Here is a 21520-nt window from a genome sequence, read left to right on the forward strand (position 1 = left end):
CGCTCAATGTCCGTCCGGCGCAACCGCGTCCGGCGTGATCGTGTCCCTGAGGTTTTTCCGGTGGAAGATGAAAAGTCCTGCAACGACGATGATCGCCGCGCCGATGAGGATCTGCATATCGGGTACGTCATCGAAAAAGATCATGCCAAGCACGATCGCCCATATGAGCAGCGTGTATTGCAGCGGCGCCAGCAGCGATGCGGGCGCAAGCTTCAGCGATCGGGTAATCAGCAGGTGGGCGCAGGAGGCGACGACGCCCAGAAGCAGCATGCCTGAGTAGTCGAGAAGCGTCGCCTGACGCCAATGGCCGATACTGAGAACGATCCCGGCAATGAGAGCAGCGATCGACTGCCAGGTGACGAGCGTGGTGTCGCTTGTCGCGCGCAAGGAGCGGTTCATCACCAGCGTCAGCGCGAAGGCGAGACTGCCCGTCAGACCGAAAAGAGATGGCAAGGACAGCATCGCAGATGATGGACGGAGCGCTACGACAACACCGGCAAAGCCGATGAAAACCGCAAGCCAGCGGCGCCAGCCGATCTTCTCGCCGAGGAAAAAGTGCGAAAGCGCGGCGACATAGATGGGCCCCGCCATATAGAAGGTCATGACATCGGCAAGCGGCAGATAGGCGACGGCCGCATAAAACAGGCTGACATCGCAGGTCGTCATGATGACGCGCATCACCTGCTGCCCCTTTTGCTCGACATTGAAGAGCTGCCGCGTCCCTTGCCGGATGATCATCGGACCGAGCACGATGAAGGCGCCGACCGAGCGGATCACCAGCACCTGACCGACGGCGAAACTCGCAACCAGCCATTTGCCCATCGCATCGTTGAGCGCAAAGAGGAAATCGCCGAGCAGCATCAACAAGACGCCCGTCAGGATCACGTTCGAACTGACGGCGACGGCACTGCGTTTCATCCTGACATTCCTTGATACGACACCGCGAGGCAGCCGAGTGCGGCTTCCGCTTTAACAGCACCGATGTCAAGGTCAGGGTGAAGCTAAAGCGTATCAGCGGCGCGATTCAAGCGCCATGCGAACGGCAAGTCCTCCAAGGACGGTTGCCATCAGCATGCGCTGCGCCCGCATCCAGGCCGGCCGTTCGCCGAGAAAAAGCGCGATGGACCCGGCAGTAAGGGCGATGAGTGCGTTGACGCTGACGCTGATCGCGATCTGCGTAAAGCCGAACGCGATCGATTGCACAAAGACGCTGCCGACCTCCGGGTTCACGAATTGCGGCAGCAGTGAGAGATAAAGCATGGCGATCTTCGGGTTGAGCAAGCTGGTGACGAAGCCCATGGCGAAGAGCTTGCGATTGGTATCGCGCGGAAGGTCGCGAACGTGAAAGGTCGAGCGGCCGCCGGGCCTTAATGCATTCCAGGCAAGCCAGGCAAGATAGGCGGCGCCTGCCAACCGCAGCGCATCATAAGCGAGTGGCACGGCGAAGACCAATGCCGTAATCCCGAGCGCTGCCGATAGCATGTAGACGACGAAACCGAGTGCCACACCGCCAAGCGAGGTCAATCCGGCCGCCGGTCCCTGGCATATCGAGCGCGATACGAGATAGATCATGTTCGGCCCGGGCGTCAGCACCATGCCGAGAGCGATAAGGGCAAAGGCAAGCAGACTTGCAAGTTCGGGCATGACGGATCTCCGGCTCGATCGCCTAGTGATGAAGGAGCCCCTGGCACGCCGCAAGAATGGAATTGTACGGATGACAATTTAAAGCCGCAGCAACTGCCGCCCACGGCACAGCCGTTGTCAGAGCGGAGTTTTCATGGAACGGATCAAGCGCAAGCTGCGTCGGACTGCGGTTGCGGCGGCACCGAGAAGCACGATCCAAAGCCCGAGCCAAAGGACATGGTTCTGCAGATCCCAGTAAGGTTCGCCGATCGAAATGACAGCAGCCATGGTGACGATCGCCATGCGGTGCTGCTTGGCCATCGGGCCGGAAAAATCACTGCCGTGGCCCGTCGCCCGGCCAAGCTCGCGCACATAGGCGGTCAGCACTGCGAATGCTGCAGCCGCCCAGCCAAGGCCGGGATGGCCGATACCGAGACCGATGCCGGCAAAAATCAGCATGTCGGCGGCGCGATCTGGAAATTCGTTCCAGAACGGCCCGTCGGCTTCTGCCTTGCCTCCTTCGACCGCCACCATGCCGTCAAAGAGATTGCAGAGGAGCCTTACCTGGCAAAAAAGCGCCGCAAGAGCGAGAAGGACCATACGCGAATAGCCGGCGTCGCGTCCGGCGACAAAGAACAGGAGACCGGCGATGAAGGCGGCGGCGATGCTTGCCTGCGATATCTGGTTCGGCGTGACGGATCTCGCCGCGATCTTCTGCGCGATCGCCTTTGCCCACCAGCTGTTCCGGCTGTTCAACGGCCGGCGATCTTCAGTGTTCGTCATCACTTACCTTTCCCGGTCAAAAGAGAATAGTTGTAAATCGCCGCATAGCTGGTGGAGACGGCAAGCGGCACCGCAACGGTCCTCAATATTTCGGGTGTTGCGGCGAGTGCGTGGATGGCGATGAGAATGCTTGCAGAACCGAGGCAGGCGATGAGAGGCGGCGCAACGAATGCGGCAGAGCCTTTGAAGCGCTTCGAAAATGTTTCGACCGCCGATTTCAAGAACAAAGTGAGGCAGGCAGACAGCGCGCCCTGAACGACGCCGGCAAGCAGCATGCGCGGCAGCGGATGGACGCGATTGGCAAACAGCGCCCAGCCTCCCATCGCGAGAAAGGCGAAGGTCACATGAACGGTGCTGCTGCGTCCAAGCCGTGCGACCCAACCACTCATGTCAGCGACCACCAGTAGCGGACAAGATGAAAGAAGATCGGCGCCGAAAACACCACGGAATCGAGCCGGTCGATCAGTCCGCCGTGACCCTCGATGAGATTGCCCCAATCCTTGACGCCCCGGTCGCGCTTGATAGCAGACATCACCAGACCGCCGAAGAAGCCCATCAGCGTGATGACCAGCGAAAGCAGGCCCGCCTGCAAGGGCGTAAACGGCGTGATCCACCAGAGCGACGCCCCGATCAAAGTCGCACTGGCGACACCGCCCGCAAAGCCCTCAACGGTTTTCGACGGCGAGAGTTTCGGGGCGATCTTCGTTCGCCCGAAAAGCTTGCCCCAGACATACTGCAAGACGTCGCTGAGCTGCACGACGATGACCAGAAATGCGATGAGAAGAACGTTGCGGTCCTCATAGCCGGGAATATTCAACGTCAGCAGCGCCGGCACGTGCGAAGCGCAAAAGACGCAGATCATCAGGGCCCATTGCACTTCGGCAATGCGGATGAGGAACCGTTCGGTATCGCCCCGGAGCACGGAAATGATCGGCATCAGCAAAAACGCGTAAACCGGTACGAAGATCGAATAGATCCCGTATTCTTCAGCCCACAGCAAATAATACTGAATGGGAAGCACCACGAAGAAGGCCGAGGCGAGCGCCCAGTGATCAGCCCGCTTCGTGTTTGTCAGCGTGATGAATTCTCGAAGTGCCGCAAAGGAGCAGAAGGCGAAAAGAATGACGACACCGGCACGACCCGCGAGAAACGCGACGCCGATGAAGATCACCATGATCCACCAGGCCTTGATGCGCGCATTCAGGTTCTCGACGGCGCTATTGGAGCCATCCGGCGAAAGACGCCGATGCAGGACATAGCCAACCAGTGAGGCAAAGATCAGCACGGCGAAAATGCCGAGCACGAGCGTAATAAGATCGGACCGCGCGTCGTTCATTCACTGCCGCCTGAATGTTTTGGAGAAAGGGAAATCAAGGCGGCCCTTGCCCTTGCCAGGAAGCCGTCCTTGGTCTCGCCGGGTTCAAGCCGTATCGGGCTGCCGAAGGTTACCGTGCAGATCAGAGGAATTGGCACGATCTCGCCTTTTGGCATGACGCGATTGAGATTGTTGATCCAGACCGGCACGAGATCGATCCCCGGGCGCACTGCGGCAAGATGGAAGAGGCCGCTCTTGAAAGGCAAAAGCGGCTCGTCCGTCTGGTTGCGCGTGCCTTCCGGAAACAGGATCAGCGACGAGCCGGCATCGATTGCCGCCGCCATCTGCTCGACCGGATCCTGCTTGCGCCTTTCACGGTCGCGCTCGATCAGCACGGCATTGAAGACTTCGCGGCCAATGAACGTGGTGAGCGGCGATCTCAGCCAGTAGTCTGCCCCGGCCACAGGCCTTGCTTGCCCGCGCAGACGCGGCGGCAGGACCGTCCAGATCAGAATGAAATCGCCATGGCTCGAATGGTTGGCAAAATAGACGCAGCGCCGGGGCGGCAAACCGTCATGCGCCCAGATCGCCCGCACAGCCGTGATCGCGCGGGCAAACAGCACGATAGCAATCGCGACAGGCTTTGCGATCAGGCTGTGCATCTGCTTCATCGAGCCCAATTCCCGCCTTCAGGATTGCAGGAACGTAGCTGCGTTTTGGACAAATCGGAAGACGGTTGGAAAGCCGGATAAAGATTTCCACATGCAACGGGCGGATTAAGCCGTCCGATCTTCACCTTCTACAGGTTCCGGCGAGAGGAGGATCTTGTCGACGCGGCGGCCGTCAAGATCGATGACCTCGAAGCGCCAGCCATCCTTCACGAAGCTTTCGCCGAGATCCGGCAGGTGTTTCAACTCTTCCAGCACAAGGCCGGCGACGGTCTGGAATTCAATGTCATCCGCCAGCTTGAAGTTCATGAATTCGGCAAACTCGTCGATCGGCGTCCAGCCGGAAACAAGATAGGAACCGTCGCCGCGGCGAACGATTGCCTGCTCGTCAGTAGGTCCCTCCTGCAGTGCGCCCATGATCGCTTCCATGATGTCGCCGGAAGAGACAACGCCCTCGAAGTGGCCGTATTCGTCATAGACAAGCACCATGTGGACCGGTGATTTGCGGATTGCCTGGATGACATGAGTTGCCGTCGAAAGATCCGAGATCACCGGAACTTCATGGGCAAGCGAGAGGATGTCTGCATGGCCACGCGCGTCGAGCGCATCGTAAAAGTCCTTCACGAAGAGCACGCCAAGCACCTCGTCAGAACTGTTACGGCGCACAGGCAGGCGCGAGCGGTGCGTTCGGTGCAGCTGCTTGCGAATGTCTTCGATGCTGTCTTCGATGTCGACGACTTCGACGTCGCGGCGAGGCGTCATCAAGGCTCTCGCCGTCCGGTCGGCAAGGCGCATGACGCCGGATATCATCGCCGATTCCTCGCTCTCGATCACGCCGGCACTCCGCGCCTCGGCGAGCACCGTCTTGATCTCTTCGTCGGTCACCCCATCGCTGCCTTTTCCGGACTGACCAAGAAGCGTAAGCACAAGCTTGCCGGACGCGTCGAGAAGCCAGACGAGCGGCAAGGCAAGCTTGGAAAGCAGAGCCATGGCCGGAGCAACCTTGCTTGCGACCACTTCAGGTTCGCGAAGCGCAATCTGCTTCGGCACCAGTTCGCCGATAATGAGCGAAAGATAGGTAATGGCAACGACCACCGTGCCGACGCCAAGCGCATCGGAGACGGCGGGGGAAACGCCCTGTGCGCTAAGCCAGGCCGAAAGACGGCCACCCAGCGTGGCGCCCGAAAAGGCACCCGAGAGAACGCCGACGAGTGTAATCCCGATCTGAACGGTCGAGAGAAAGCGGCCGGGATGTTCGGCAAGTTTGATGGCTTGGGCAGCCCCCCGGCTCCCATGATCGGCCAGGACCCTCAAACGGGCGGGACGTGATGAAACGACGGCAAGTTCGGACATTGCGAGCACACCGTTCAAGATCGTGAGCAACACAACGATTATGATTTCCAGAAACAAAAGTGAAGCCTATGATATTGACAGCGATGCCTCAAAATAGGGGCAAAGCGCCAACAATGAAAGCAAGGCTTGCTTCTTGCTTCGGCTATTTTTGCTCGGCGCTTTTGTATGGTTGCGCGCTGGCCCCCTCACTGTGCCGAAGCCGGTGAGACCCGCCATATCGTGTTGCCGACGTCATCGGCAACAAGCAAGGCACCCTTGATGTCGATCGCGACGCCGACAGGTCGGCCAAAGGCCTTGTCGTCCACCCCGATAAAGCCCGTCAAGACATCGCGCGGCGGGCCAGAGGGCTTGCCATCGACGAATGGCACGAAGATCACCTTGTAGCCGCTGCGCGGCTTGCGGTTCCAGGAGCCGTGCTGGCCGACGAAAGCACCGCCGACATAATCCGGACCAAACAGATTGCTCGTGTTGAAGGTCAGGCCAAGCGAGGCGGTATGCGGACCAAGGGCATAATCGGGGACGATGGCGCTCGCAACCATTTCAGGGTTTTGCGGCTTTGCCCGGCTATCGATATGCTGGCCGAAATAGCTGTAGGGCCAGCCATAAAAGCCGCCTTCCTTCACCGAGGTCATATAGTCGGGAACGAGATCGCTGCCGAGCTCGTCGCGTTCGTTGACCGCCACCCAAAGTGCGCCCGTCCGCGGCTGCCAGGCAAGACCATTTGGATTGCGCAAGCCGCTTGCGAAGACGCGAACAGCCTTTGTCGCAAGATCGATTTCGAGGATCGAGGCACGGTTTTTTTCCGCATCCATGCCGTTTTCCCCGACATTGCTGTTGGAGCCCACGGTGGCATAGAGCTTGGTGCCGTCAGGGCTCACGATCACGTCCCTCGTCCAGTGCTGATTGATCGGGCCTGCTGGTAGATCGGCAATTTTCGCGCCCGGCGTGGTGATCACCGTTTCACCTTCCATATAGGGAAAAGCCATGACCGCATCGGTATTGGCGACGTAGAGCGTGTCCTTGGAATATGCCATGCCGAAGGGCGAATTGAGATCCTTCCGGAAGACGGGGCGCATCTCGGCTGCACCGTCCTTGTCGGCATCGCGCAGCAGTGTGATGCGGTTTGCACTTTTGACCTCGGCGCCGGCCCGGCTCATGAGCAGACCTTCGAACCAGCCGCGGATGCTGAACCCGGCGTCTTCACCTTTTGGCGGCTTGTTGCTTTCGGCAACAAGGACATCGCCGTTCGGCAGGACATGGATCCAGCGCGGGTGGTCGAGGCCCCTTGCAAAGGCTTCCACCTTCAGCCCCTCCGCGGCTTTTGGTGTGGCTCCTTCTGGCCAGCCCGCCGCTTCCGCGACATTGACTGTCGGGATCAGCGTCGGGTTCGGCGCGGGCAGCGTCGGTGAGGGACCGTAGCCCTGTTCGATCGGGACGGTGGCGGATTCTCGCTCGAAGACGAATATCCACCCGCCTGCAACAAGGATGAGAAGAAGGACGACAATGATGATCTTCTTCATGGATGATCTCCCATGCAAGACCGTGCTAACGCTTTGACCGCTATAGGTTTCAACGCTCCTGATAAATTCGAATGATGGAGCAAATGCCCCAAGGTTCCGGCGCAACTGTGTTTCTCAACACCGCATCTTCGATCATGGCGTTTTGAAGCGTGACAAGACCACATACGAGCGACTTGAGCGACCACGCAGTATGCTGAGTCTTGAGGCATGTGCGTAAAGAGACGGCCTGAAACTTCGGGCTCAGACGGCCCCATTGTACGATTGCGGACCTATGAAGTTTATCGGGAACCCCACCGAGTGCGAGGGCATTAATTCTCCGTAGAAGGAGGACGCCATGCCAACAGTCTCCGTTGCACAACCTTGCAGCGCTCAGGCCGAAATTGTCGCGCTTCTTCCAGCTCTCAAAGCCTTTGCGAGGCGTTTCGAGCGTGTTGAAAGCGACGCCGACGATCTCGTTCAAGAGACGGTCTCCAAGGCGCTTTGTCATATCGAGCAGTTCCAAGACGGCACGAGCCTGAAATCCTGGCTCTTTACGATCATGCGCAATACGTATTGCAGCAGCTACAAACGCCGCAAGCGCGAACCGGTTGGTTGCGTCGGCGACCTGACCGACTATCCAATACCGGTCAAATCGACGCAGGAATGGTCGCTGAGAGCCCTTGACGTGCAGGCAGCGATCGACAAGCTCGGAGCATCGCACCGCCATGCACTGCTGCTCGTGGTGAACGGGACAAGCTACGAAGAAGCGGCCGCGATCTGCGACTGCCAAGTGGGCACCATCAAGAGCCGGGTGAGCCGCGCTCGCAACCATCTTCTTGAAATGCTCGGCGAGACGCAATCTTCCGAAGCAGCCTCGTTACACTGACAGGGGTGCGCAGCCATGAGCCGCCACGACAGGAACGAATGGATCGCCAAGAGGGCCTATGCACTTTGGGAAGCGTCCGGGCGCCAACATGGCCGCGATGGCGAGCACTGGGCACAGGCTGTGCGAGAGCGCGACGAGCTGGAGCGCACGCAGGCTTCGGCCGACGGGCGCGAGGTGCTGGTCCGGTTCAGACCAAGACCACCGGCCGCCACGTCGCCGAAACCCATCGCCCGCCCGCCGGCGATCGCGAGCGGCTGATGGATGATGCAGTCCTGCCGTCTGCCCCCTTTGCGATGAGACGCCGGCTAAGGTTCTTATCAGCCGAGACGGGTCGCTTCCTTCACCCTGTTGCGCGATAACGGCAGATCGACCAGCCGCTTTCCCGTCGCATTGCGGATTGCGTTGGCGAGTGCTGCACAGGTCGGCCCCTGCGCCGCCTCGCCTGTACCGAGGAAGGGCTGACCGGGCCGATCGAGAATATGCACTTCGACGCTTTCTGGAACGCTCCCGAAGCGCAGTATCGGATAGCTCGCCCAATCGGTGCTGGTAATGCGGGTGCGATCGAAGGTGACGGCTTCATAGAGCGTCCAACTGATCGATTGCAGGATGCCGCCCTCCGTCTGGTTGCGGATCCCGTCGGGATTGACGGCCTGACCGGCATCGATGGCGGCAACGGCGCGCAGCACCTGCACACGGCCGGTTTCGCGCTCGATCTTCGCTTCCAGTGCGACCGCCAGATAGGCGGCACGGTTCTTGTAACGCGCAAATGCAAAGCCGCGACCGTGACCGGAAGGCACTTCGCCCCTCCCCCAGCCGAATTTGTCGGCCGCGAGCTTCACGACGTCGCTGGCACGATCATCTTCCAGATGACGTAGGCGGAATTCGACAGGATCGGCTTTGGCGGCAATAGCCATCTCGTCCATGGCGCTTTCGATCGAGAAGACATTGGCATAAGCCCCAAGGCCGCGCAGCGCCGAAACCCGTAGCGGCATGTCGGGCAGGAAATGCCACAGCACCCGGCGGTTCGGGATCGCATAGAGAGGATCGGCATTCCGATCGCCGCTGCCATTGGGACTGATGCTGAGTTTCGGCGGTTCTAAGGGCGTCGGCTGTTCCTTGGCGCGGCCGACAAGCAGCGAGCCGGCATTGCCGGGGCGCGTGCTATGGGTATTGCTCCACACATCATAGGTCCAGTTGTCGATCCTGCCGCTTGCATCGAGCGATGCCCGGACCTTGGACACCATGCCAGGCCCGTAAGGTTCCCACATATGCTCCTGCTCGCGCATCCACTGGACACGCACAGGGCGGCCGGGAATTTTCATGGCGATGAGTGCTGCATCGGCAGCTGCGTCGTCAGCGCCGTTGTGCCCGTAGCAGCCGGACCCTTCCATGTGGATGACACGCACCTTCTCCTCCGGCATCGCCAGCATCTGGGCAATCGCACCCCGATCGGGGAAAACCCCCTGCGTGTGCGACCAGATATCAAGGCTGCCGTCGGCCTTCAGATGCGCGACCGCACAGGAAGGACCGATCGAACCGTGCATCTGGTAGGGCCGCGTGAAGGTTGCCTCGTAGATCGCGCCGTTCGAAAAGCTCGGATGGCCGGATTCGGCCACTGTGCCGACATCCTTTTCCAGAGCTGTGAGAGCAGCGGCAAGATCGGACTGTTGCGGAAGCGTTGCAGGTTCGTCCCAATGCGCCGCTTTTTCGACGGCGCGCATGGCCTTGATCGCCTGCCATTCTTTCTCCGCCACGACGGCAAGGAAACTGCCGTCGCGGATGACCGAGATGACGCCAGCCATGGCGGCGGCCGCCGTGGCGTCGATGTCTTTCAATGTGGCGCCATAGCTCGGCGGACGGATTACGCGCGCGTGCACCATTCCTTCGAGGCGCAGGTCCTGCACATAGGCTGCAGCACCGGTGACCTTGCCCGGGATGTCGATGCGCTGCACATCACGGCCGATGATGCTCAGCGCATCGGGTTGTTTCAGTTTCGATTGCGGCTGGGCTTCGACGTGCAGGAACTGGCCCGACACCAGCTCGCCATAGGTCGTCGATCTGCCGTCCGGCCCGGAGACGCTTTTCTTTTTCGCCCTGAGCTGGTCTGGGGGCAGGTTAAAACGGCGCGCTGCCTCGGCGATCAGCAGCCCGCGAACCTGCGCGGCTGCGTTGCGGATGGCAGTGCCGCTGTTCTGCATCGACTGGCTGCCTGCCGTAAACCCTTCGTCGGGCGTGCGCCCCGTATCGGCGGTCACGAGCGTGATGTCTGAGGGATCGACTTCCAGTTCCTCTGCGGCGACCTGGATGAGGGCCGTGCCGATCCCCTGTCCAAGCTCCACCTTGCCGGTAAACACCGTGATCTTGCCGTCAGAATCGATCCTTATCCAGCTATCGAGATAGCGGTCGTCATCCAGGCTGCCCGGCAACTTCGGTTTTTCGGGCGCCGCAGTCGGTATCTCTTGGGCCAGCGCACGGATCGTGGAGAAGCTGACGATGAGAGCGCCGGTGCCGGCAAGCAGGCCGCGCCGGCTCATTTCATGTCTGGTGAGAATATCCATCATCCGGCACTCCTTTTGGCGGCCGGAAGCCCGGCAGCTTTCATCAGTTCACTCGCGCGCCTGATGGCGGCAAGGATGCGCATATGTGTGCCGCAGCGACAGAGATTGGTCCGCAACGCCGATCGGATTTCCTCGTCAGTCGGCGTGGCATTCTGCTTCAGAAGCGCTGCTGCGCTCATCATCATGCCGGGAATGCAGTAGCCGCATTGCGCCGCCTGTTTCTCGATGAAGGCGGCCTGCAGCGGTCCGGGCTTTTCAGCTGTTCCAAGCCCTTCCACAGTCACGATTTCCTTGCCTTCGACGACGATGAGCGGCGTCACGCACGAAAGCACCGCCTGGCCGTCGACCATGACGGTGCAGGCGCCGCATTGGCCAAGGCCGCAGCCAAATTTTGCGGCGTTGAGATCAAGATCGTTGCGAAGCACGTAAAGCAATGGCGTGTCGGGCTCGCTGGCGACCTCGTGGGTGTGTCCGTTGACGTTGAGCGTTGTCATCTCAGCTCCTTCGCGCCGACATTGGACGGCGCTCGTTCAATTCCTTCCGAGGGGCGGACGGCGACAAAATATTCACCGGACCGCGTGCGGTTGACGCGTTGCAACAGATCGGGCCAAGGATCGCCCGTCGTAAAGCGCTGGCGCATGAAACCGAGCAGATCGGCGATCTGCTGGTCGTTCAATGCCCCGGCAAAGCCGGGCATCACGGCGCTTGGCTCACCGTCGGCCGGTGGCAGGCCGAAAAGCACGACATTGACAATGTTTTGCGGATTGGGCGCGTTGACGGCGGTGCTGAGATTGAAATTCAGTCCTCCAAACGGCGCGGCGCGGCCGGCTTCATGACAAGTCGCACAAGCCGCGCCATAGATGGCTGCACCCGGATGAGAGGCAAGTTCGGCCGACGCCTTGTTCTCGTCAATCGCCGCCGTCACTATGCCATCTTGCTCCGGAACGAACTGCTTCTTCAGCTCTTCGCCCCTTCGAACGCGTTCGCCAGACGGTTCGCCCATGATCGAGGCGACATAGGCTGCGATTGCATTGATATCGCTGTCGGGAAGCGCACCGAGATTGCCGGTGACTTCAGCCATCGGACCACGCGAGACGCCGTGGAACGCGTGGTAGCCATGACGCAGATAGAACGCGAGCGACTCCTTGTCCCACGGGATCGGCGAGGGGCTTTGCGCATTAATCGCATAAGCCTGCCAGCCTTCCGCCTCGCCGCCGCCGAAGTGCCTGCCGCGCTCCTCGGCACCAAAGGCGTTGCGAGGCGTGTGGCAAGCGCCGCAGTGGCCAAGGCCTTCGGTAAGATAGGCGCCGCGGTTCCATTCCTCGCTTTTCTGCGGATCGGGCGCGAAGGCGCCCTTGTCGAAGAAGACCAGTTTCCAGGCGGCAAGGATGGGGCGGACATGCAGGAGGTACGGCAGCTCGTTTTTGGGTGCCGTCGCCTTGACGGGCGTGCGCGTCATCAAAAAGGCATAGAGTGCCTTGTTGTCCTCGTCGGTGACGCGGGTAAAATGATCATAGGGAAATGCCGGATAAAGATGATCGCCCTTTCGATCCACTCCTTCGCGCATGGCGCGCTGGAAGGCAGCCTCGCTCCAGCGTCCGATACCGGTTTCATCGTCCGGCGTGATGTTCGTCGAATAAATAATCCCGAAAGGCGTCGGCAGTTTAAGCCCCCCGGAAAAAGCTTCCCTTCCCGGGACCGTATGACAGGCGATACAGTTTCCGACCGCCGCGAGGCTGGCTCCCTTGGCGATCAGTGCGTTATCGAAGCGCATGGTCTTTGAAGGGTTTTGCGGCTTGATTTCGGGGCGCCAGGCAAGAAAAAAGAATGCGAGACCGAAAACGATGAAGAGGGTAAGGATCGTCGACAGCAGTCTGATGGCTCGCATTGCCGATATGACCCTCCCAGGAGTGCAAACCGAACTGCACAAAACGCAAGGAGCAGGAATTTGTTCCCGAAATAGGTGCTGGTATCGCTAGCGTTTGGCGATCGTGGCGCGCTCTTGAAGGATCCGAGCCTGGTCATTTTCGCTGGCGCGCATCAGACGTCCGGTGGCGCGCAGCATCGCGATCAGGTCAGTTCCATCGATGGATGCCTTGGTCATCTGGAGCTGTTCGAACTCGGCCGCCGCCTGCTGCCAGTTTTCGGCCTCGCGCCCGCAGGGGCGTCCCTCCGCCTCCCATATGGCATATGCGCGCTGGCTGATCCAATCTTCCTTGTTGTAAACCATGACACCCAACTAAAATGGAGAGAAATATTCGTCTGAAGGTTGCCAGATTTCGCTTACGGAGTTGTTACTTCGCCTCAGACCGGAAGCGCGGTTTGCGCGGTATCACGCGGGAAACAGCGCCGCTCAGATATTACTGTTGCCCAGCAACTGCCTCAATCGGTCCGCTCGGCGAGCTCGATGAGGATGCCGTCGGGATCGCGCAGAAAAGCGACCTTGTGCAGAACCTCGGAGTTGTAAGCAAGACGCGGGCGCTCCTTCACCTCAACTCCGGCCGCTTCGAGCTTTGCGAAGGTTTCAGCGACGCTGCCGAACAGGAAGGTGAGGTGGCGCAGACCGGCGGCACCCTCGGGAACGTCGGCTGCCCGCACCGCCCCGCTTGCAGGCGCGAAGACCTCCAGCATGCCACCGCCGGCATCGAGAAAAGCAACGTGCGAGCCATCCGGCATCGTCTTGCGCAGATGCAGCCGAAGGCCGAGGAGGCCGCAATAAAAGGCGACGGCACGGTCCATATCGCTTACCGTCATGCCGATATGTTCAAAGGATTTCAGCATTCAAAATTCCTCCCACAGATAATCCTCGAGCTGACTGCGGTCCCTTGCCGCCGTCAAGACTAAATCGTGTGATGGCAATCGAAGGACTTGGCTTGCGGTCGATGAAATCGAGCGCTATCTGGTTGGAAAAGCCACGACGTCACGACCTAACCATCGAAAGCCGGGAGGCAGGGCATGCGCAAAGCGATCATCGTTTGGGGCGGCTGGCAGGGCCACGAACCGGAAGCATGCGCAAGCGTCGTCGGCGAACTTTTGCGGGAAGACGGCTTCTTAGTTGAAATCACCGGCGATCTCGACATCTTCGGCTCGCCGGTGATTGCTAAAGCCGATCTGCTTGTTCCGATCATCACCGGGGAGCAGTTGGAAAAGGCGCATGCCAATGCGCTGGTCATGGCTGTTCGTGACGGCCTTGGCCTCGGCGGTCATCATGGCGCACTCGCGACATCCTTCAAGGAGAGTGCGCCGTTCCGCTATGTTTCGGGCGTCACCTGGGTTTCTCATCCGGGCAACATCATCGACTTCCGCGTGAATGTGAGCCGACAAAACGATCCGCTGATGCAAGGCATTCCGGACTTCGACTACCACTCGGAGCAGTATTACCTGCACTACGATCCATCCGTTGAAATTCTGGCGACCACCACGTTCACCGGCGAATATGACGAGGCGGCCCGCAATGTCGTAATGCCGGTGGTCTTCAAACGCCACTTTGGTGCGGGCCGCATCTTTTATTCGGCACTCGGCCATGTCGCAGCCGAATTCGACCATCCGTACATGCGTCTCATTCTTCGCCGCGGCCTTGCCTGGGCTGCACGCCGGTAGACCCGCATGCAGTCCGGCACGCGCAACGGTCAGTTCTGAATGATGTGCTGCCTCACCAGTCGCTTGAGCTCTTCTGCGTCCTTGTGCTGAATGGCGTCGATCATCAGGTGATGTTCGCGGCCGGACTGTTCGATGCGGGCGCGTGTGCGCCATTGAGCGACGGGCGCCGAGGAGGTTCGCTGGCGAATTTCCGCAATAAGGTCGACAAGCTCCTGATTGCCGCCAAGAACCAGAAGTTGCCTGTGAAAGGCGAGGTTGGCTTCGTAAAGCTCCAGCATCGTACCATCAAGGACCATCCGGTCGAAATGGAGCGCCAGCTTCCGGAGCGTGTCGAGATCGTCAGCAGAAGCATTCTTAACGATCGTGCCGGCAACCGCCGTCTCAAGAATGATGCGGATTTCGCTTACCTCCCTGGCGCGGCGGCCGTCGGGCTCGTAGACGTGGTAGCCGCGATTGGGCACATGCTCGACCAGCCGCTTCTGCGCAAGGCGATCGAGCGCTCGGCGGACTTCCGGCCGCGTGCATTTGTAGCGTCGCTCGAGATCGATCTGCTTGAGCCAGGTGCCGGGAAGAAGCACGCCCGCCAGAATATCCTGGAGGACAAGATCGGTCACGTCTTTCGAATTTCCGATCTCCGGCTTCGGCCCCATCAAAACGTCTGCCATTCAAGACTCCCTTTTTCGAAACGGATATCACGGCGCCTTCAGTTTCTGTAGGCAGCCAGACAATTTCGACCCTGTTCAAATTTTATTCATGCCCACGCATTGCGCAAAAATCTTTTGTATCCTAAATTGGCGCCAATTTTGGATACTAAGCGATAAGAAGCCGTTTTGAAAGCCATGAAAAACTCGGACAGCGTATGGGACATCGTCGAAGGCAAGCGCGAAATCTTCTTTGCGCTCAGCGATCGCATCTGGGATCTGCCGGAAACGAACTATGAGGAATATCGCTCGTCAGACGAACATGCGCGGCTTCTGCAACAGGAAGGCTTTCGCGTCGAACGCGGCCTCGCCGGGATGCCGACAGCCGTCCTGGGAGAGGCCGGCGAGGGCGGACCGGTTATTGCAATTCTCGGCGAGTTCGACGCGCTGCCGGGCCTCAGCCAGGTGGCAGGCCTTGCCGAGCAGCGCGAAGCAATTGCCGGCGGCAATGGTCATGGTTGCGGTCATAACCTTTTAGGCGCCGGTTCAATGCTTGCGGCCGCTGCAGTCAAGGATTTCCTTGCACAGAACGGCCTGAAGGGACGCGTGCGCTACTATGGTTGCCCGGCCGAAGAAGGTGGCTCCTCCAAGGGCTTCATGGTGCGCGCCGGCGTCTTCGACGACGTCGATGTCGCCATTTCGTGGCACCCGGCTGCCTTTGCCGGCGTCAACAATCCGATCTCGCTTGCCTGCAACGAACTCAACTTCCATTTCACCGGCCGTGCCTCGCATGCCTCCGCGACACCGCACCTCGGCCGTAGTGCGCTCGATGCCGTCGAGCTGATGAATGTCGGCGTCAATTACATGCGCGAGCATATGCCATCGACGGCCCGCATTCATTATGCCGTGACCGATGCCGGAGGCGCTGCGCCAAACGTCGTCCAGGCCCGCGCGACCGTGCGCTATCTCATCCGCGCCCGCACTTTGCCCGAACTTTTGTCGCTTGTTGCGCGCGTCAAAAAAGTCGCCGAGGGGGCGGCGCTGATGACCGAGACGTCGGTCCGCAGCGAGATCCTCAGCGGCGATGCGAACCTGGTCGGCAATACCCCGCTGGAAGAACGGATGTTTGCCCATCTCCAGCGTCTCGGCCCTCCCGTTTTTGACGAAAATGACAAACAAACCGCCCGCACGTTCCAGCAGACGATGAGTGCGGAGGATGTCGCGTCTTCCTATGCCCGCTTCGGCTTGAAACCGAATAAGGATCAACCGCTTTGCGAGGAGATAATCCCGCTGTATTCCGGAGACGGCTCTATCGTCGGCTCGACCGATGTCGGCAGCGTGAGCTGGGTCGTTCCGACCGTGCAGATGCGCGGCGCGACTTATGCGATCGGTACACCCGGCCATTCCTGGCAGCTTGTCGCACAGGGCAAGCTTCCGGCCGCCCATAAGGGCACCGAACATGCAGCAAAGGTGATGGCAAGCACGGCCGTTGATCTGATCTGCGACCCGTCCCTCATCGATGCCGCCAAGGCCGACCTCAAAGCCCGCCTCGACGGGACACCCTTCGTCAATCCTATCCCGGATGACGTGCAGCCGCCGCTGCCGGAGAAACGACATGCCTGACGAGCTCACACAACCCGATGTCGGGCGCCTGATGGCGCATCTTCGGGAGTTTTCCCGACGCGTCAAGCTGTCCGGAACGGCTGAGGAGCTGGAAAGTTTCGGCTACCTCAACCGGCAGATGACAAGCTATGGCTATCGCACCGAGCTGCTGTTTCATGAGGCCTTCATCAGCCTGCCGGGACAGGCAAAGGTGGAAATCGACGGCGCAGCTCTTCGCTGCATCACCCATTCGATGTCCGCTTCCAGCCCGCCTGCGGGCATCAGCGCCGAACTCGTTCATGTCGGCGAAGGCACCGAAGCCGATTTTTCGCAGGCCGAGGTGACTGGAAAGATCGTTCTCGTGGATGGCATTGCAACCGAAGAGGTCGCGGCGCTGGCAAGTGCGGCCGGCGCGCGCGGCCAGCTCCATGTCAGTCCTACCGAGCATCTTTATGAAATGTGCGTTTCGCCCGTGTGGGGAAACCCCTCCCAGCATACCCGCGACCGCCTTCCTGCGACCGTGATCTGCTCGATCGACGCACATGACGGCGCCGCGTTGCGCAAACGCCTTGCAGACGGCCAAACCGTCAAGGCCGTCTTGTTTGCCGAGGTCGACACCCGCTGGACCAAGACACCTTTGCTGGTAGCCGAGATGCCCGCCCCCGGTAAAGGGGCAGACGATCCGTTCATACTTTTGTCGGGTCATCACGACACCTGGCACTACGGCGTCATGGACAATGGCGGCGCGAATGCGACGATGCTGGAGGCAGCACGACTGCTGGGCGAAGCGGCGTCGAGCTGGAAGCGCGGGTTGCGCATCTGCTTCTGGTCGGGTCATTCGCATGGGCGCTACTCCGGCTCAGCCTGGTATGCCGACGAATATTTCGATGATCTCGAGCGCCGTTGCGCCGTCCACGTCAATGTCGACTCGACGGGTGGGAAGGGCGCGGCGATTTTGAGCAATTCCAGCGTGATCGACGAACTCAGACCGCTGGCGGCCGAGGCGATCGAGAAAATCACCGGCCAGCGCCATGCCGGCCGACGTCACGGCCGCGCGGCCGACCAGTCCTTCTGGGGCATCGGTATTCCGTCGATGTTCGGCAGCCTGAGCCATCAGCCTCCCGGACCGATAAAGATGCTGACGGCGCTCGGTTGGTGGTGGCACACTGCCCATGACACCATCGACCATATCGACCCGGACAATCTGCGGCGCGACACACAGATCATCATCGAAGTTCTCGAGCGCCTGCTCATCTCCCCCGTTCTGCCACTGGACTACACGGCCTACGCCGCCTCGCTTGAAGAGGAGCTGACGCGGCTGAGTACCGCCATTGGCGGCCGCCTCGATCTTTCACCGATTGCCGGCGCGATTGCCGAGCTCCGGCGCAATGCCCAGGCAGTTCTGGCGGCGAGCGGTGGCTGCCTAAAGCAGGCCGAGCGTCTCAACGCAGCGCTGATGCGCGCGTCCCGCCAGCTCGTGCCACTGAACTATACGCGCGGCGATCGCTTCCATCACGATTCAGCTCTGCCGCATCCGCCTTGGCCGGCTTTGGAAGGCCTGCGCGAACTGGCCGGCCTGCCCGAGCACGCACCCGACACGGCATTTTATGTCGTTCATGCCCGGCAGACCCGCAATCGCATCGCCCACGCCCTTCGTAAGGCCAATGCCGCGTTGAGATCTGCATTTGATGCCTGAACAGCGAACCGCAATAAAAAAGGGGAATGATGTCATGAAAAGAAAGTATCTGCTTTTCTTCGGTCTGGCGGCCGTTTTGAGCACGGCTGCAATTGCTGCCGAAGCCAAGGACTGGACACATGTGAAGGTCGGCATAGAAGGCGCCTTTCCACCCTGGAACATGATGGATTCCAGCGGCAAGCTCGCCGGCTTCGATGTCGACCTGATCAACGATCTGTGCGCCCGGGCCAAAGTGGAGTGTGAGCTCACTCCCGGCGAGTGGACCGCCATGATCCCGAGCCTCAATGCCGGCAAGTTCGATCTGGTTATGACGCTTGGCATCAATGAAAAGCGCCGGCAGGTTGTCGATTTCACCGTTCCATACGCCAGTGGCGTTGCAAGCTTCATTCTGCTGAAGAACGGTACTGTCGCTTTCCTGCCGATGACCGGACAGAAGCTCAACCTCAACGACAAGAGCAAGGCCGATCCCGTCATGGCCAAGATCGGCGAGGCATTGGACGGCAAGACCGTCGGTGTTGTCCAGTCGACCAGCCAGGAACAATTGATCAATGCTTACTTCGGCAGCAATGTCACGGTGCGCGCCTACAAGAATTCCGGCGAACGCGACCTCGACCTGAAGGCAGGCCGCATTGATGCCGGCTTTGACAGCGGCGTCTATGCGACCTCCGTACTTGCGAAATCTGGCAACGACGAACTGATGATGTCGGGACCGCTGATAAAGGGCGCCATGCTCGCCACGGAAGTCGCCCTTGGCATGCGCAAGGGCGAAGCAGATCTGAAGGCGAAATTCGACGAAGCCATCAAATCCGCTGCAAAGGACGGCACGATCAAGAAGCTCTCCGAACACTGGAGCAAGATCGACCTCACGCCATCCTTCGAGACGAATTGATCTTGATCCAGGCGGCGGCAGACCGTCGCCTTATTCCGCCACCGACTTTTCCGTGATGGGTGACATGTCGTTTCCAGCTCCTCAAGAAAAATGCAAAAGGCAGGCGCCATGAACCAGCCCGGCATCCTGGAACTGGTCAGTTTCGGCCCGGACGGCTGGGGCAAGGCACTGCTTGCCGGTGCATGGATGACAATTCTGATCGCACTTGCCGGCTATTCGATCGGCGCGGTTATCGGGTCCTTCGGAGCCTGGGCCAAGATATCGGGAAGCCGCGGGCTTCGTATCGCAGCCGACACCTATACGACCGTGCTGCGCGGAATTCCCGATCTCCTGGTGATCTATCTCTTCTATTTCGGCGGCAGTGCCGTTGTCACCGCCGTCGGCCAGCTCTTTGGTGCCCAGGGCTTCGTCGGCTTTCCCGGCTTCCTCGCCGGGTCGCTCGCCGTCGCGGTCACCTCCGGGGCGCAGTTTACCGAGGTCTTCCGTGGCGCGTTCAAGGCGGTGCATGCCGGCGAGATCGAAGCGGCGATCGCGTGCGGCATGAGCCGATGGCTGCGCTTTCGGCGGATCGTCGCGCCGCTGACGCTGCGCCACGCACTGCCGGGGCTCGGCAATGTCTGGCAGGTGGTACTGAAGGAATCGGCGCTCGTCTCGATTACCGGTGTCGCCGAGCTGTTGCGCCAGACCCAGGTGGCGGCGGGATCGACCGGCCTGCCATTCGATTTTTATCTCATCGCGGGCGCAATCTACCTGCTGATCTCGACGGTTTCCGGTCTCTTCATGCGCCGCGCCGAGCAGCACTTTTCGCGCGGTGTGAGGAGAAGCTGATGGACTGGCAATTTCTCTTCGAGACCTTCTTGAGCCTCATGTCCGCGATCCCGTTGAGCCTGGAGCTTGCCGCGACATCGATCATACTTGGCGCAATCCTCGCGCTTGCCCTGGCACTTTGCCGGCTCTCCGGCATCACAGCCCTCGACTGGTTCGCACGAAGCTACATCTTCATCGTCCGCGGCACGCCGCTGCTCGTACAGATCTTCCTGATCTACTACGGTCTTGGGCAGTTTCCAGCAGTCCGCCACAGCCTATTCTGGCCCTTCCTGCGCGAGCCCTACTGGTGCGCCGTTCTGGCGTTGACGATGAACACGGCCGCCTATGGCAGCGAGATCATCCGCGGCGGCCTCCTGTCGGTACCTTTCGGGCAGATCGAGGCAGCCCGGGCCTGCGGCATGCCACGCCTGATGCAGTTCCGACGCATCCTCCTGCCGCTTGCCATTCGTCAAGCGCTGCCCGGCTACAGCAACGAAATGATATCGATGGTCAAGGCAACTTCGCTTGCCTCCATCATAACGCTTATGGAGGTAACCGGTGTTGCCGCCAAAATTATCTCCGAGACCTACCGTGCCATCGAGGTCTTCGTCGTCGCAGGTGCCATCTATCTCGCGATCAACTTCCTGCTGACGCGGCTGGTCCATCTTCTCGAATACTGGCTGAGCCCGCACCTGCGCCAGCCCGTGCCACATCCTCCGGCAGGCCTTTCCACCGCACCCATTGAAGGAGACGCGCGATGACCGCGGCAATGCCCTCCCCTTCGCCGATCGCACTCAGCGTCAAGGACATGCACAAGAGCTTCGGCCCCGTCGAAGTGTTGAAGGGCATCTCGCTCGACGCCCACGAAGGCGATGTCGTTTCCATTCTCGGTTCCTCCGGTTCCGGCAAATCGACCTTTCTGCGCTGCATCAACCTGCTCGAAACGCCAAATTCCGGCGAGGTCACCGTGGCCGGTGAGACGATCCGTATGGCGGCTGACGGCAGGGGCGGCAGCCGTCCGGCCGATCGCAGGCAGGTCGACCGCATCCGCTCGCAGCTCGGCATGGTCTTCCAGAGCTTCAATCTGTGGTCCCACAAGACCGTGCTTGAAAATGTCATCGAGGCGCCCATCCACGTCCAGGGCCGGCCCCGCGCCGAAAGCGTCGAAGAGGCCGAGGCTCTGCTTGCCAAGGTCGGCATTGCCGAGAAGCGGAATTTCTATCCCGCCCATCTTTCCGGCGGCCAGCAGCAGCGCGCAGCAATCGCCCGGGCGCTGGCGATGCGGCCGAAGGTCATGCTCTTCGACGAACCGACCTCAGCGCTCGATCCGGAACTCGTCGGTGAAGTCCTGCGCGTCATGCGCGCGCTTGCCGAGGAAGGACGCACAATGCTCGTGGTCACGCACGAGATGGGCTTTGCCCGCGACGTCTCCAGCCGCGTCGTCTTCCTCCACAAGGGCCTCGTCGAAGAGGACGGCAAGCCACAGGACGTGTTTGCCAACTCGAAATCGGATCGTTTCCGGCAATTCATCAGCAAATGACAGCTTCAACCCAAACCAAGAAAAGGGGAGCCTACATGACACCTTTCAATCGCATCGCGG

At 60.3% G+C, this 21520-nt stretch carries 23 protein-coding genes; 9 read left to right on the plus strand and 14 right to left on the minus strand.

The features are described from left to right. Positions 1 to 3: 3 nt before the first annotated feature. The 8 genes from ISN39_RS31605 to ISN39_RS31640 all read right to left on the minus strand — a co-directional run bounded on the left by ISN39_RS31605 (position 4) and on the right by ISN39_RS31640 (position 7262). A complete protein-coding gene (locus ISN39_RS31605) occupies positions 4 to 918 on the minus strand; it encodes a DMT family transporter (RefSeq protein ID WP_194731818.1) in 915 nt (304 codons plus the stop codon). Between the two features lie 93 nt (positions 919 to 1011). Further along, the gene (locus ISN39_RS31610) at positions 1012 to 1644 is read right to left on the minus strand and encodes a LysE family translocator (RefSeq protein WP_194731819.1); all 633 of its coding nucleotides are present in this window, start codon (positions 1642 to 1644) and stop codon (positions 1012 to 1014) included. Between the two features lie 117 nt (positions 1645 to 1761). After that, positions 1762 to 2406, minus strand: coding sequence for a CDP-alcohol phosphatidyltransferase family protein (locus ISN39_RS31615; protein ID WP_194731820.1), 645 nt, complete (start codon positions 2404 to 2406; stop codon positions 1762 to 1764). Next, a complete protein-coding gene (locus ISN39_RS31620; RefSeq protein WP_074072942.1) occupies positions 2406 to 2795 on the minus strand; it encodes a hypothetical protein in 390 nt (129 codons plus the stop codon). The genes ISN39_RS31615 and ISN39_RS31620 overlap by 1 nt, the downstream gene beginning before the upstream one ends. Further along, positions 2792 to 3742 carry a phosphatidate cytidylyltransferase gene (locus tag ISN39_RS31625; protein WP_194731821.1) on the minus strand — a complete coding sequence of 317 codons (951 nt, stop codon included), beginning with the start codon at positions 3740 to 3742 and terminating at the stop codon, positions 2792 to 2794. Before ISN39_RS31625 ends, ISN39_RS31620 begins: the two co-directional genes overlap by 4 nt. Beyond that, on the minus strand, positions 3739 to 4383 hold the full coding sequence (locus ISN39_RS31630) for a lysophospholipid acyltransferase family protein (RefSeq protein WP_194731996.1): 645 nt from the start codon (positions 4381 to 4383) through the stop codon (positions 3739 to 3741). Before ISN39_RS31630 ends, ISN39_RS31625 begins: the two co-directional genes overlap by 4 nt. Before the next feature lie 114 nt (positions 4384 to 4497). Further along, positions 4498 to 5799 (minus strand): hemolysin family protein, encoded by a 1302-nt coding sequence (locus tag ISN39_RS31635; protein ID WP_194731822.1) that lies wholly within the window; start codon positions 5797 to 5799, stop codon positions 4498 to 4500. Positions 5800 to 5927: 128 nt separating this feature from the next. Beyond that, the gene (locus tag ISN39_RS31640; RefSeq protein WP_194731823.1) at positions 5928 to 7262 is read right to left on the minus strand and encodes a sorbosone dehydrogenase family protein; all 1335 of its coding nucleotides are present in this window, start codon (positions 7260 to 7262) and stop codon (positions 5928 to 5930) included. A gap of 334 nt (positions 7263 to 7596) precedes the next feature. On the opposite strand from ISN39_RS31640, the gene ISN39_RS31645 reads away from it, so the two are divergent. After that, positions 7597 to 8127 (plus strand): sigma-70 family RNA polymerase sigma factor, encoded by a 531-nt coding sequence (locus ISN39_RS31645; RefSeq protein ID WP_194731824.1) that lies wholly within the window; start codon positions 7597 to 7599, stop codon positions 8125 to 8127. 15 nt (positions 8128 to 8142) lie between these two features. Continuing rightward, positions 8143 to 8385 carry a DUF2934 domain-containing protein gene (locus ISN39_RS31650; RefSeq protein ID WP_074072948.1) on the plus strand — a complete coding sequence of 81 codons (243 nt, stop codon included), beginning with the start codon at positions 8143 to 8145 and terminating at the stop codon, positions 8383 to 8385. Between the two features lie 59 nt (positions 8386 to 8444). Here the strand turns inward: ISN39_RS31650 and ISN39_RS31655 are convergent, their stop codons facing one another. The 5 genes from ISN39_RS31655 to ISN39_RS31675 all read right to left on the minus strand — a co-directional run bounded on the left by ISN39_RS31655 (position 8445) and on the right by ISN39_RS31675 (position 13466). Continuing rightward, positions 8445 to 10685 carry a molybdopterin cofactor-binding domain-containing protein gene (locus ISN39_RS31655; protein WP_194731997.1) on the minus strand — a complete coding sequence of 747 codons (2241 nt, stop codon included), beginning with the start codon at positions 10683 to 10685 and terminating at the stop codon, positions 8445 to 8447. After that, entirely contained in the window at positions 10685 to 11179 is a 495-nt protein-coding gene (locus ISN39_RS31660) for a (2Fe-2S)-binding protein (protein ID WP_194731825.1), read from the minus strand. Before ISN39_RS31660 ends, ISN39_RS31655 begins: the two co-directional genes overlap by 1 nt. Continuing rightward, positions 11176 to 12459: a cytochrome c gene (locus tag ISN39_RS31665; RefSeq protein WP_246763518.1), complete on the minus strand. Its 1284-nt coding sequence runs from the start codon at positions 12457 to 12459 to the stop codon at positions 11176 to 11178. The genes ISN39_RS31660 and ISN39_RS31665 overlap by 4 nt, the downstream gene beginning before the upstream one ends. Positions 12460 to 12660: 201 nt before the next feature. Next, positions 12661 to 12915, minus strand: coding sequence for a DUF2934 domain-containing protein (locus tag ISN39_RS31670; protein ID WP_194731827.1), 255 nt, complete (start codon positions 12913 to 12915; stop codon positions 12661 to 12663). 152 nt (positions 12916 to 13067) lie between these two features. Beyond that, positions 13068 to 13466: a VOC family protein gene (locus ISN39_RS31675; RefSeq protein WP_194731828.1), complete on the minus strand. Its 399-nt coding sequence runs from the start codon at positions 13464 to 13466 to the stop codon at positions 13068 to 13070. A gap of 174 nt (positions 13467 to 13640) precedes the next feature. On the opposite strand from ISN39_RS31675, the gene ISN39_RS31680 reads away from it, so the two are divergent. Continuing rightward, on the plus strand, positions 13641 to 14285 hold the full coding sequence (locus tag ISN39_RS31680; RefSeq protein WP_194731829.1) for a ThuA domain-containing protein: 645 nt from the start codon (positions 13641 to 13643) through the stop codon (positions 14283 to 14285). 29 nt (positions 14286 to 14314) lie between these two features. Here ISN39_RS31680 and ISN39_RS31685 read toward each other — a convergent pair whose 3' ends face one another. Further along, the gene (locus ISN39_RS31685; RefSeq protein WP_194731830.1) at positions 14315 to 14950 is read right to left on the minus strand and encodes a GntR family transcriptional regulator; all 636 of its coding nucleotides are present in this window, start codon (positions 14948 to 14950) and stop codon (positions 14315 to 14317) included. A 174-nt stretch (positions 14951 to 15124) separates the two neighbouring features. Here ISN39_RS31685 and ISN39_RS31690 point away from each other — a divergent pair, with 174 nt between their 5' ends. The 6 genes from ISN39_RS31690 (at position 15125) to ISN39_RS31715 (ending at position 21460) form a co-directional block, all read left to right on the plus strand. Further along, positions 15125 to 16549, plus strand: coding sequence for a M20 family metallopeptidase (locus ISN39_RS31690; RefSeq protein WP_194731998.1), 1425 nt, complete (start codon positions 15125 to 15127; stop codon positions 16547 to 16549). Then, positions 16542 to 18224 carry a M28 family peptidase gene (locus tag ISN39_RS31695; protein ID WP_194731831.1) on the plus strand — a complete coding sequence of 561 codons (1683 nt, stop codon included), beginning with the start codon at positions 16542 to 16544 and terminating at the stop codon, positions 18222 to 18224. Before ISN39_RS31690 ends, ISN39_RS31695 begins: the two co-directional genes overlap by 8 nt. Positions 18225 to 18258: 34 nt before the next feature. Continuing rightward, on the plus strand, positions 18259 to 19113 hold the full coding sequence (locus ISN39_RS31700) for a transporter substrate-binding domain-containing protein (protein WP_194731832.1): 855 nt from the start codon (positions 18259 to 18261) through the stop codon (positions 19111 to 19113). Between the two features lie 108 nt (positions 19114 to 19221). Continuing rightward, complete coding sequence (locus tag ISN39_RS31705; protein WP_194731833.1) at positions 19222 to 19941, plus strand: ABC transporter permease subunit; 720 nt, start codon at positions 19222 to 19224, stop codon at positions 19939 to 19941. Beyond that, a complete protein-coding gene (locus ISN39_RS31710) occupies positions 19941 to 20681 on the plus strand; it encodes an ABC transporter permease (RefSeq protein ID WP_194731834.1) in 741 nt (246 codons plus the stop codon). Before ISN39_RS31705 ends, ISN39_RS31710 begins: the two co-directional genes overlap by 1 nt. Next, on the plus strand, positions 20678 to 21460 hold the full coding sequence (locus tag ISN39_RS31715; protein WP_275593312.1) for an ATP-binding cassette domain-containing protein: 783 nt from the start codon (positions 20678 to 20680) through the stop codon (positions 21458 to 21460). Before ISN39_RS31710 ends, ISN39_RS31715 begins: the two co-directional genes overlap by 4 nt. The last annotated feature ends 60 nt before the right edge of the window (positions 21461 to 21520 follow it).

It is taken from the genome of Rhizobium sp. 007 (genome assembly GCF_015353075.1).
Lineage (GTDB): Bacteria > Pseudomonadota > Alphaproteobacteria > Rhizobiales > Rhizobiaceae > Rhizobium.

What these genes read in the sequence shown, in the direction of transcription:
- ISN39_RS31615 (WP_194731820.1), bottom strand. Translation starts at nt 2,406, where the DNA reads ATGACGAACACTGAAGATCGCCGGCCGTTGAACAGCCGGAACAGCTGG.
- ISN39_RS31670 (WP_194731827.1), bottom strand. Translation starts at nt 12,915, where the DNA reads ATGGTTTACAACAAGGAAGATTGGATCAGCCAGCGCGCATATGCCATA.
- ISN39_RS31715 (WP_275593312.1), top strand. Translation starts at nt 20,678, where the DNA reads ATGACCGCGGCAATGCCCTCCCCTTCGCCGATCGCACTCAGCGTCAAG.
- ISN39_RS31700 (WP_194731832.1), top strand. Translation starts at nt 18,259, where the DNA reads ATGAAAAGAAAGTATCTGCTTTTCTTCGGTCTGGCGGCCGTTTTGAGC.
- ISN39_RS31645 (WP_194731824.1), top strand. Translation starts at nt 7,597, where the DNA reads ATGCCAACAGTCTCCGTTGCACAACCTTGCAGCGCTCAGGCCGAAATT.
- ISN39_RS31675 (WP_194731828.1), bottom strand. Translation starts at nt 13,466, where the DNA reads ATGCTGAAATCCTTTGAACATATCGGCATGACGGTAAGCGATATGGAC.
- ISN39_RS31690 (WP_194731998.1), top strand. Translation starts at nt 15,125, where the DNA reads ATGAAAAACTCGGACAGCGTATGGGACATCGTCGAAGGCAAGCGCGAA.
- ISN39_RS31705 (WP_194731833.1), top strand. Translation starts at nt 19,222, where the DNA reads ATGAACCAGCCCGGCATCCTGGAACTGGTCAGTTTCGGCCCGGACGGC.
- ISN39_RS31650 (WP_074072948.1), top strand. Translation starts at nt 8,143, where the DNA reads ATGAGCCGCCACGACAGGAACGAATGGATCGCCAAGAGGGCCTATGCA.
- ISN39_RS31640 (WP_194731823.1), bottom strand. Translation starts at nt 7,262, where the DNA reads ATGAAGAAGATCATCATTGTCGTCCTTCTTCTCATCCTTGTTGCAGGC.
- ISN39_RS31695 (WP_194731831.1), top strand. Translation starts at nt 16,542, where the DNA reads ATGCCTGACGAGCTCACACAACCCGATGTCGGGCGCCTGATGGCGCAT.
- ISN39_RS31620 (WP_074072942.1), bottom strand. Translation starts at nt 2,795, where the DNA reads ATGAGTGGTTGGGTCGCACGGCTTGGACGCAGCAGCACCGTTCATGTG.
- ISN39_RS31610 (WP_194731819.1), bottom strand. Translation starts at nt 1,644, where the DNA reads ATGCCCGAACTTGCAAGTCTGCTTGCCTTTGCCCTTATCGCTCTCGGC.
- ISN39_RS31660 (WP_194731825.1), bottom strand. Translation starts at nt 11,179, where the DNA reads ATGACAACGCTCAACGTCAACGGACACACCCACGAGGTCGCCAGCGAG.
- ISN39_RS31630 (WP_194731996.1), bottom strand. Translation starts at nt 4,383, where the DNA reads ATGCACAGCCTGATCGCAAAGCCTGTCGCGATTGCTATCGTGCTGTTT.
- ISN39_RS31605 (WP_194731818.1), bottom strand. Translation starts at nt 918, where the DNA reads ATGAAACGCAGTGCCGTCGCCGTCAGTTCGAACGTGATCCTGACGGGC.
- ISN39_RS31680 (WP_194731829.1), top strand. Translation starts at nt 13,641, where the DNA reads ATGCGCAAAGCGATCATCGTTTGGGGCGGCTGGCAGGGCCACGAACCG.
- ISN39_RS31665 (WP_246763518.1), bottom strand. Translation starts at nt 12,459, where the DNA reads ATGCGCTTCGATAACGCACTGATCGCCAAGGGAGCCAGCCTCGCGGCG.
- ISN39_RS31710 (WP_194731834.1), top strand. Translation starts at nt 19,941, where the DNA reads ATGGACTGGCAATTTCTCTTCGAGACCTTCTTGAGCCTCATGTCCGCG.
- ISN39_RS31655 (WP_194731997.1), bottom strand. Translation starts at nt 10,685, where the DNA reads ATGGATATTCTCACCAGACATGAAATGAGCCGGCGCGGCCTGCTTGCC.
- ISN39_RS31685 (WP_194731830.1), bottom strand. Translation starts at nt 14,950, where the DNA reads ATGGCAGACGTTTTGATGGGGCCGAAGCCGGAGATCGGAAATTCGAAA.
- ISN39_RS31625 (WP_194731821.1), bottom strand. Translation starts at nt 3,742, where the DNA reads ATGAACGACGCGCGGTCCGATCTTATTACGCTCGTGCTCGGCATTTTC.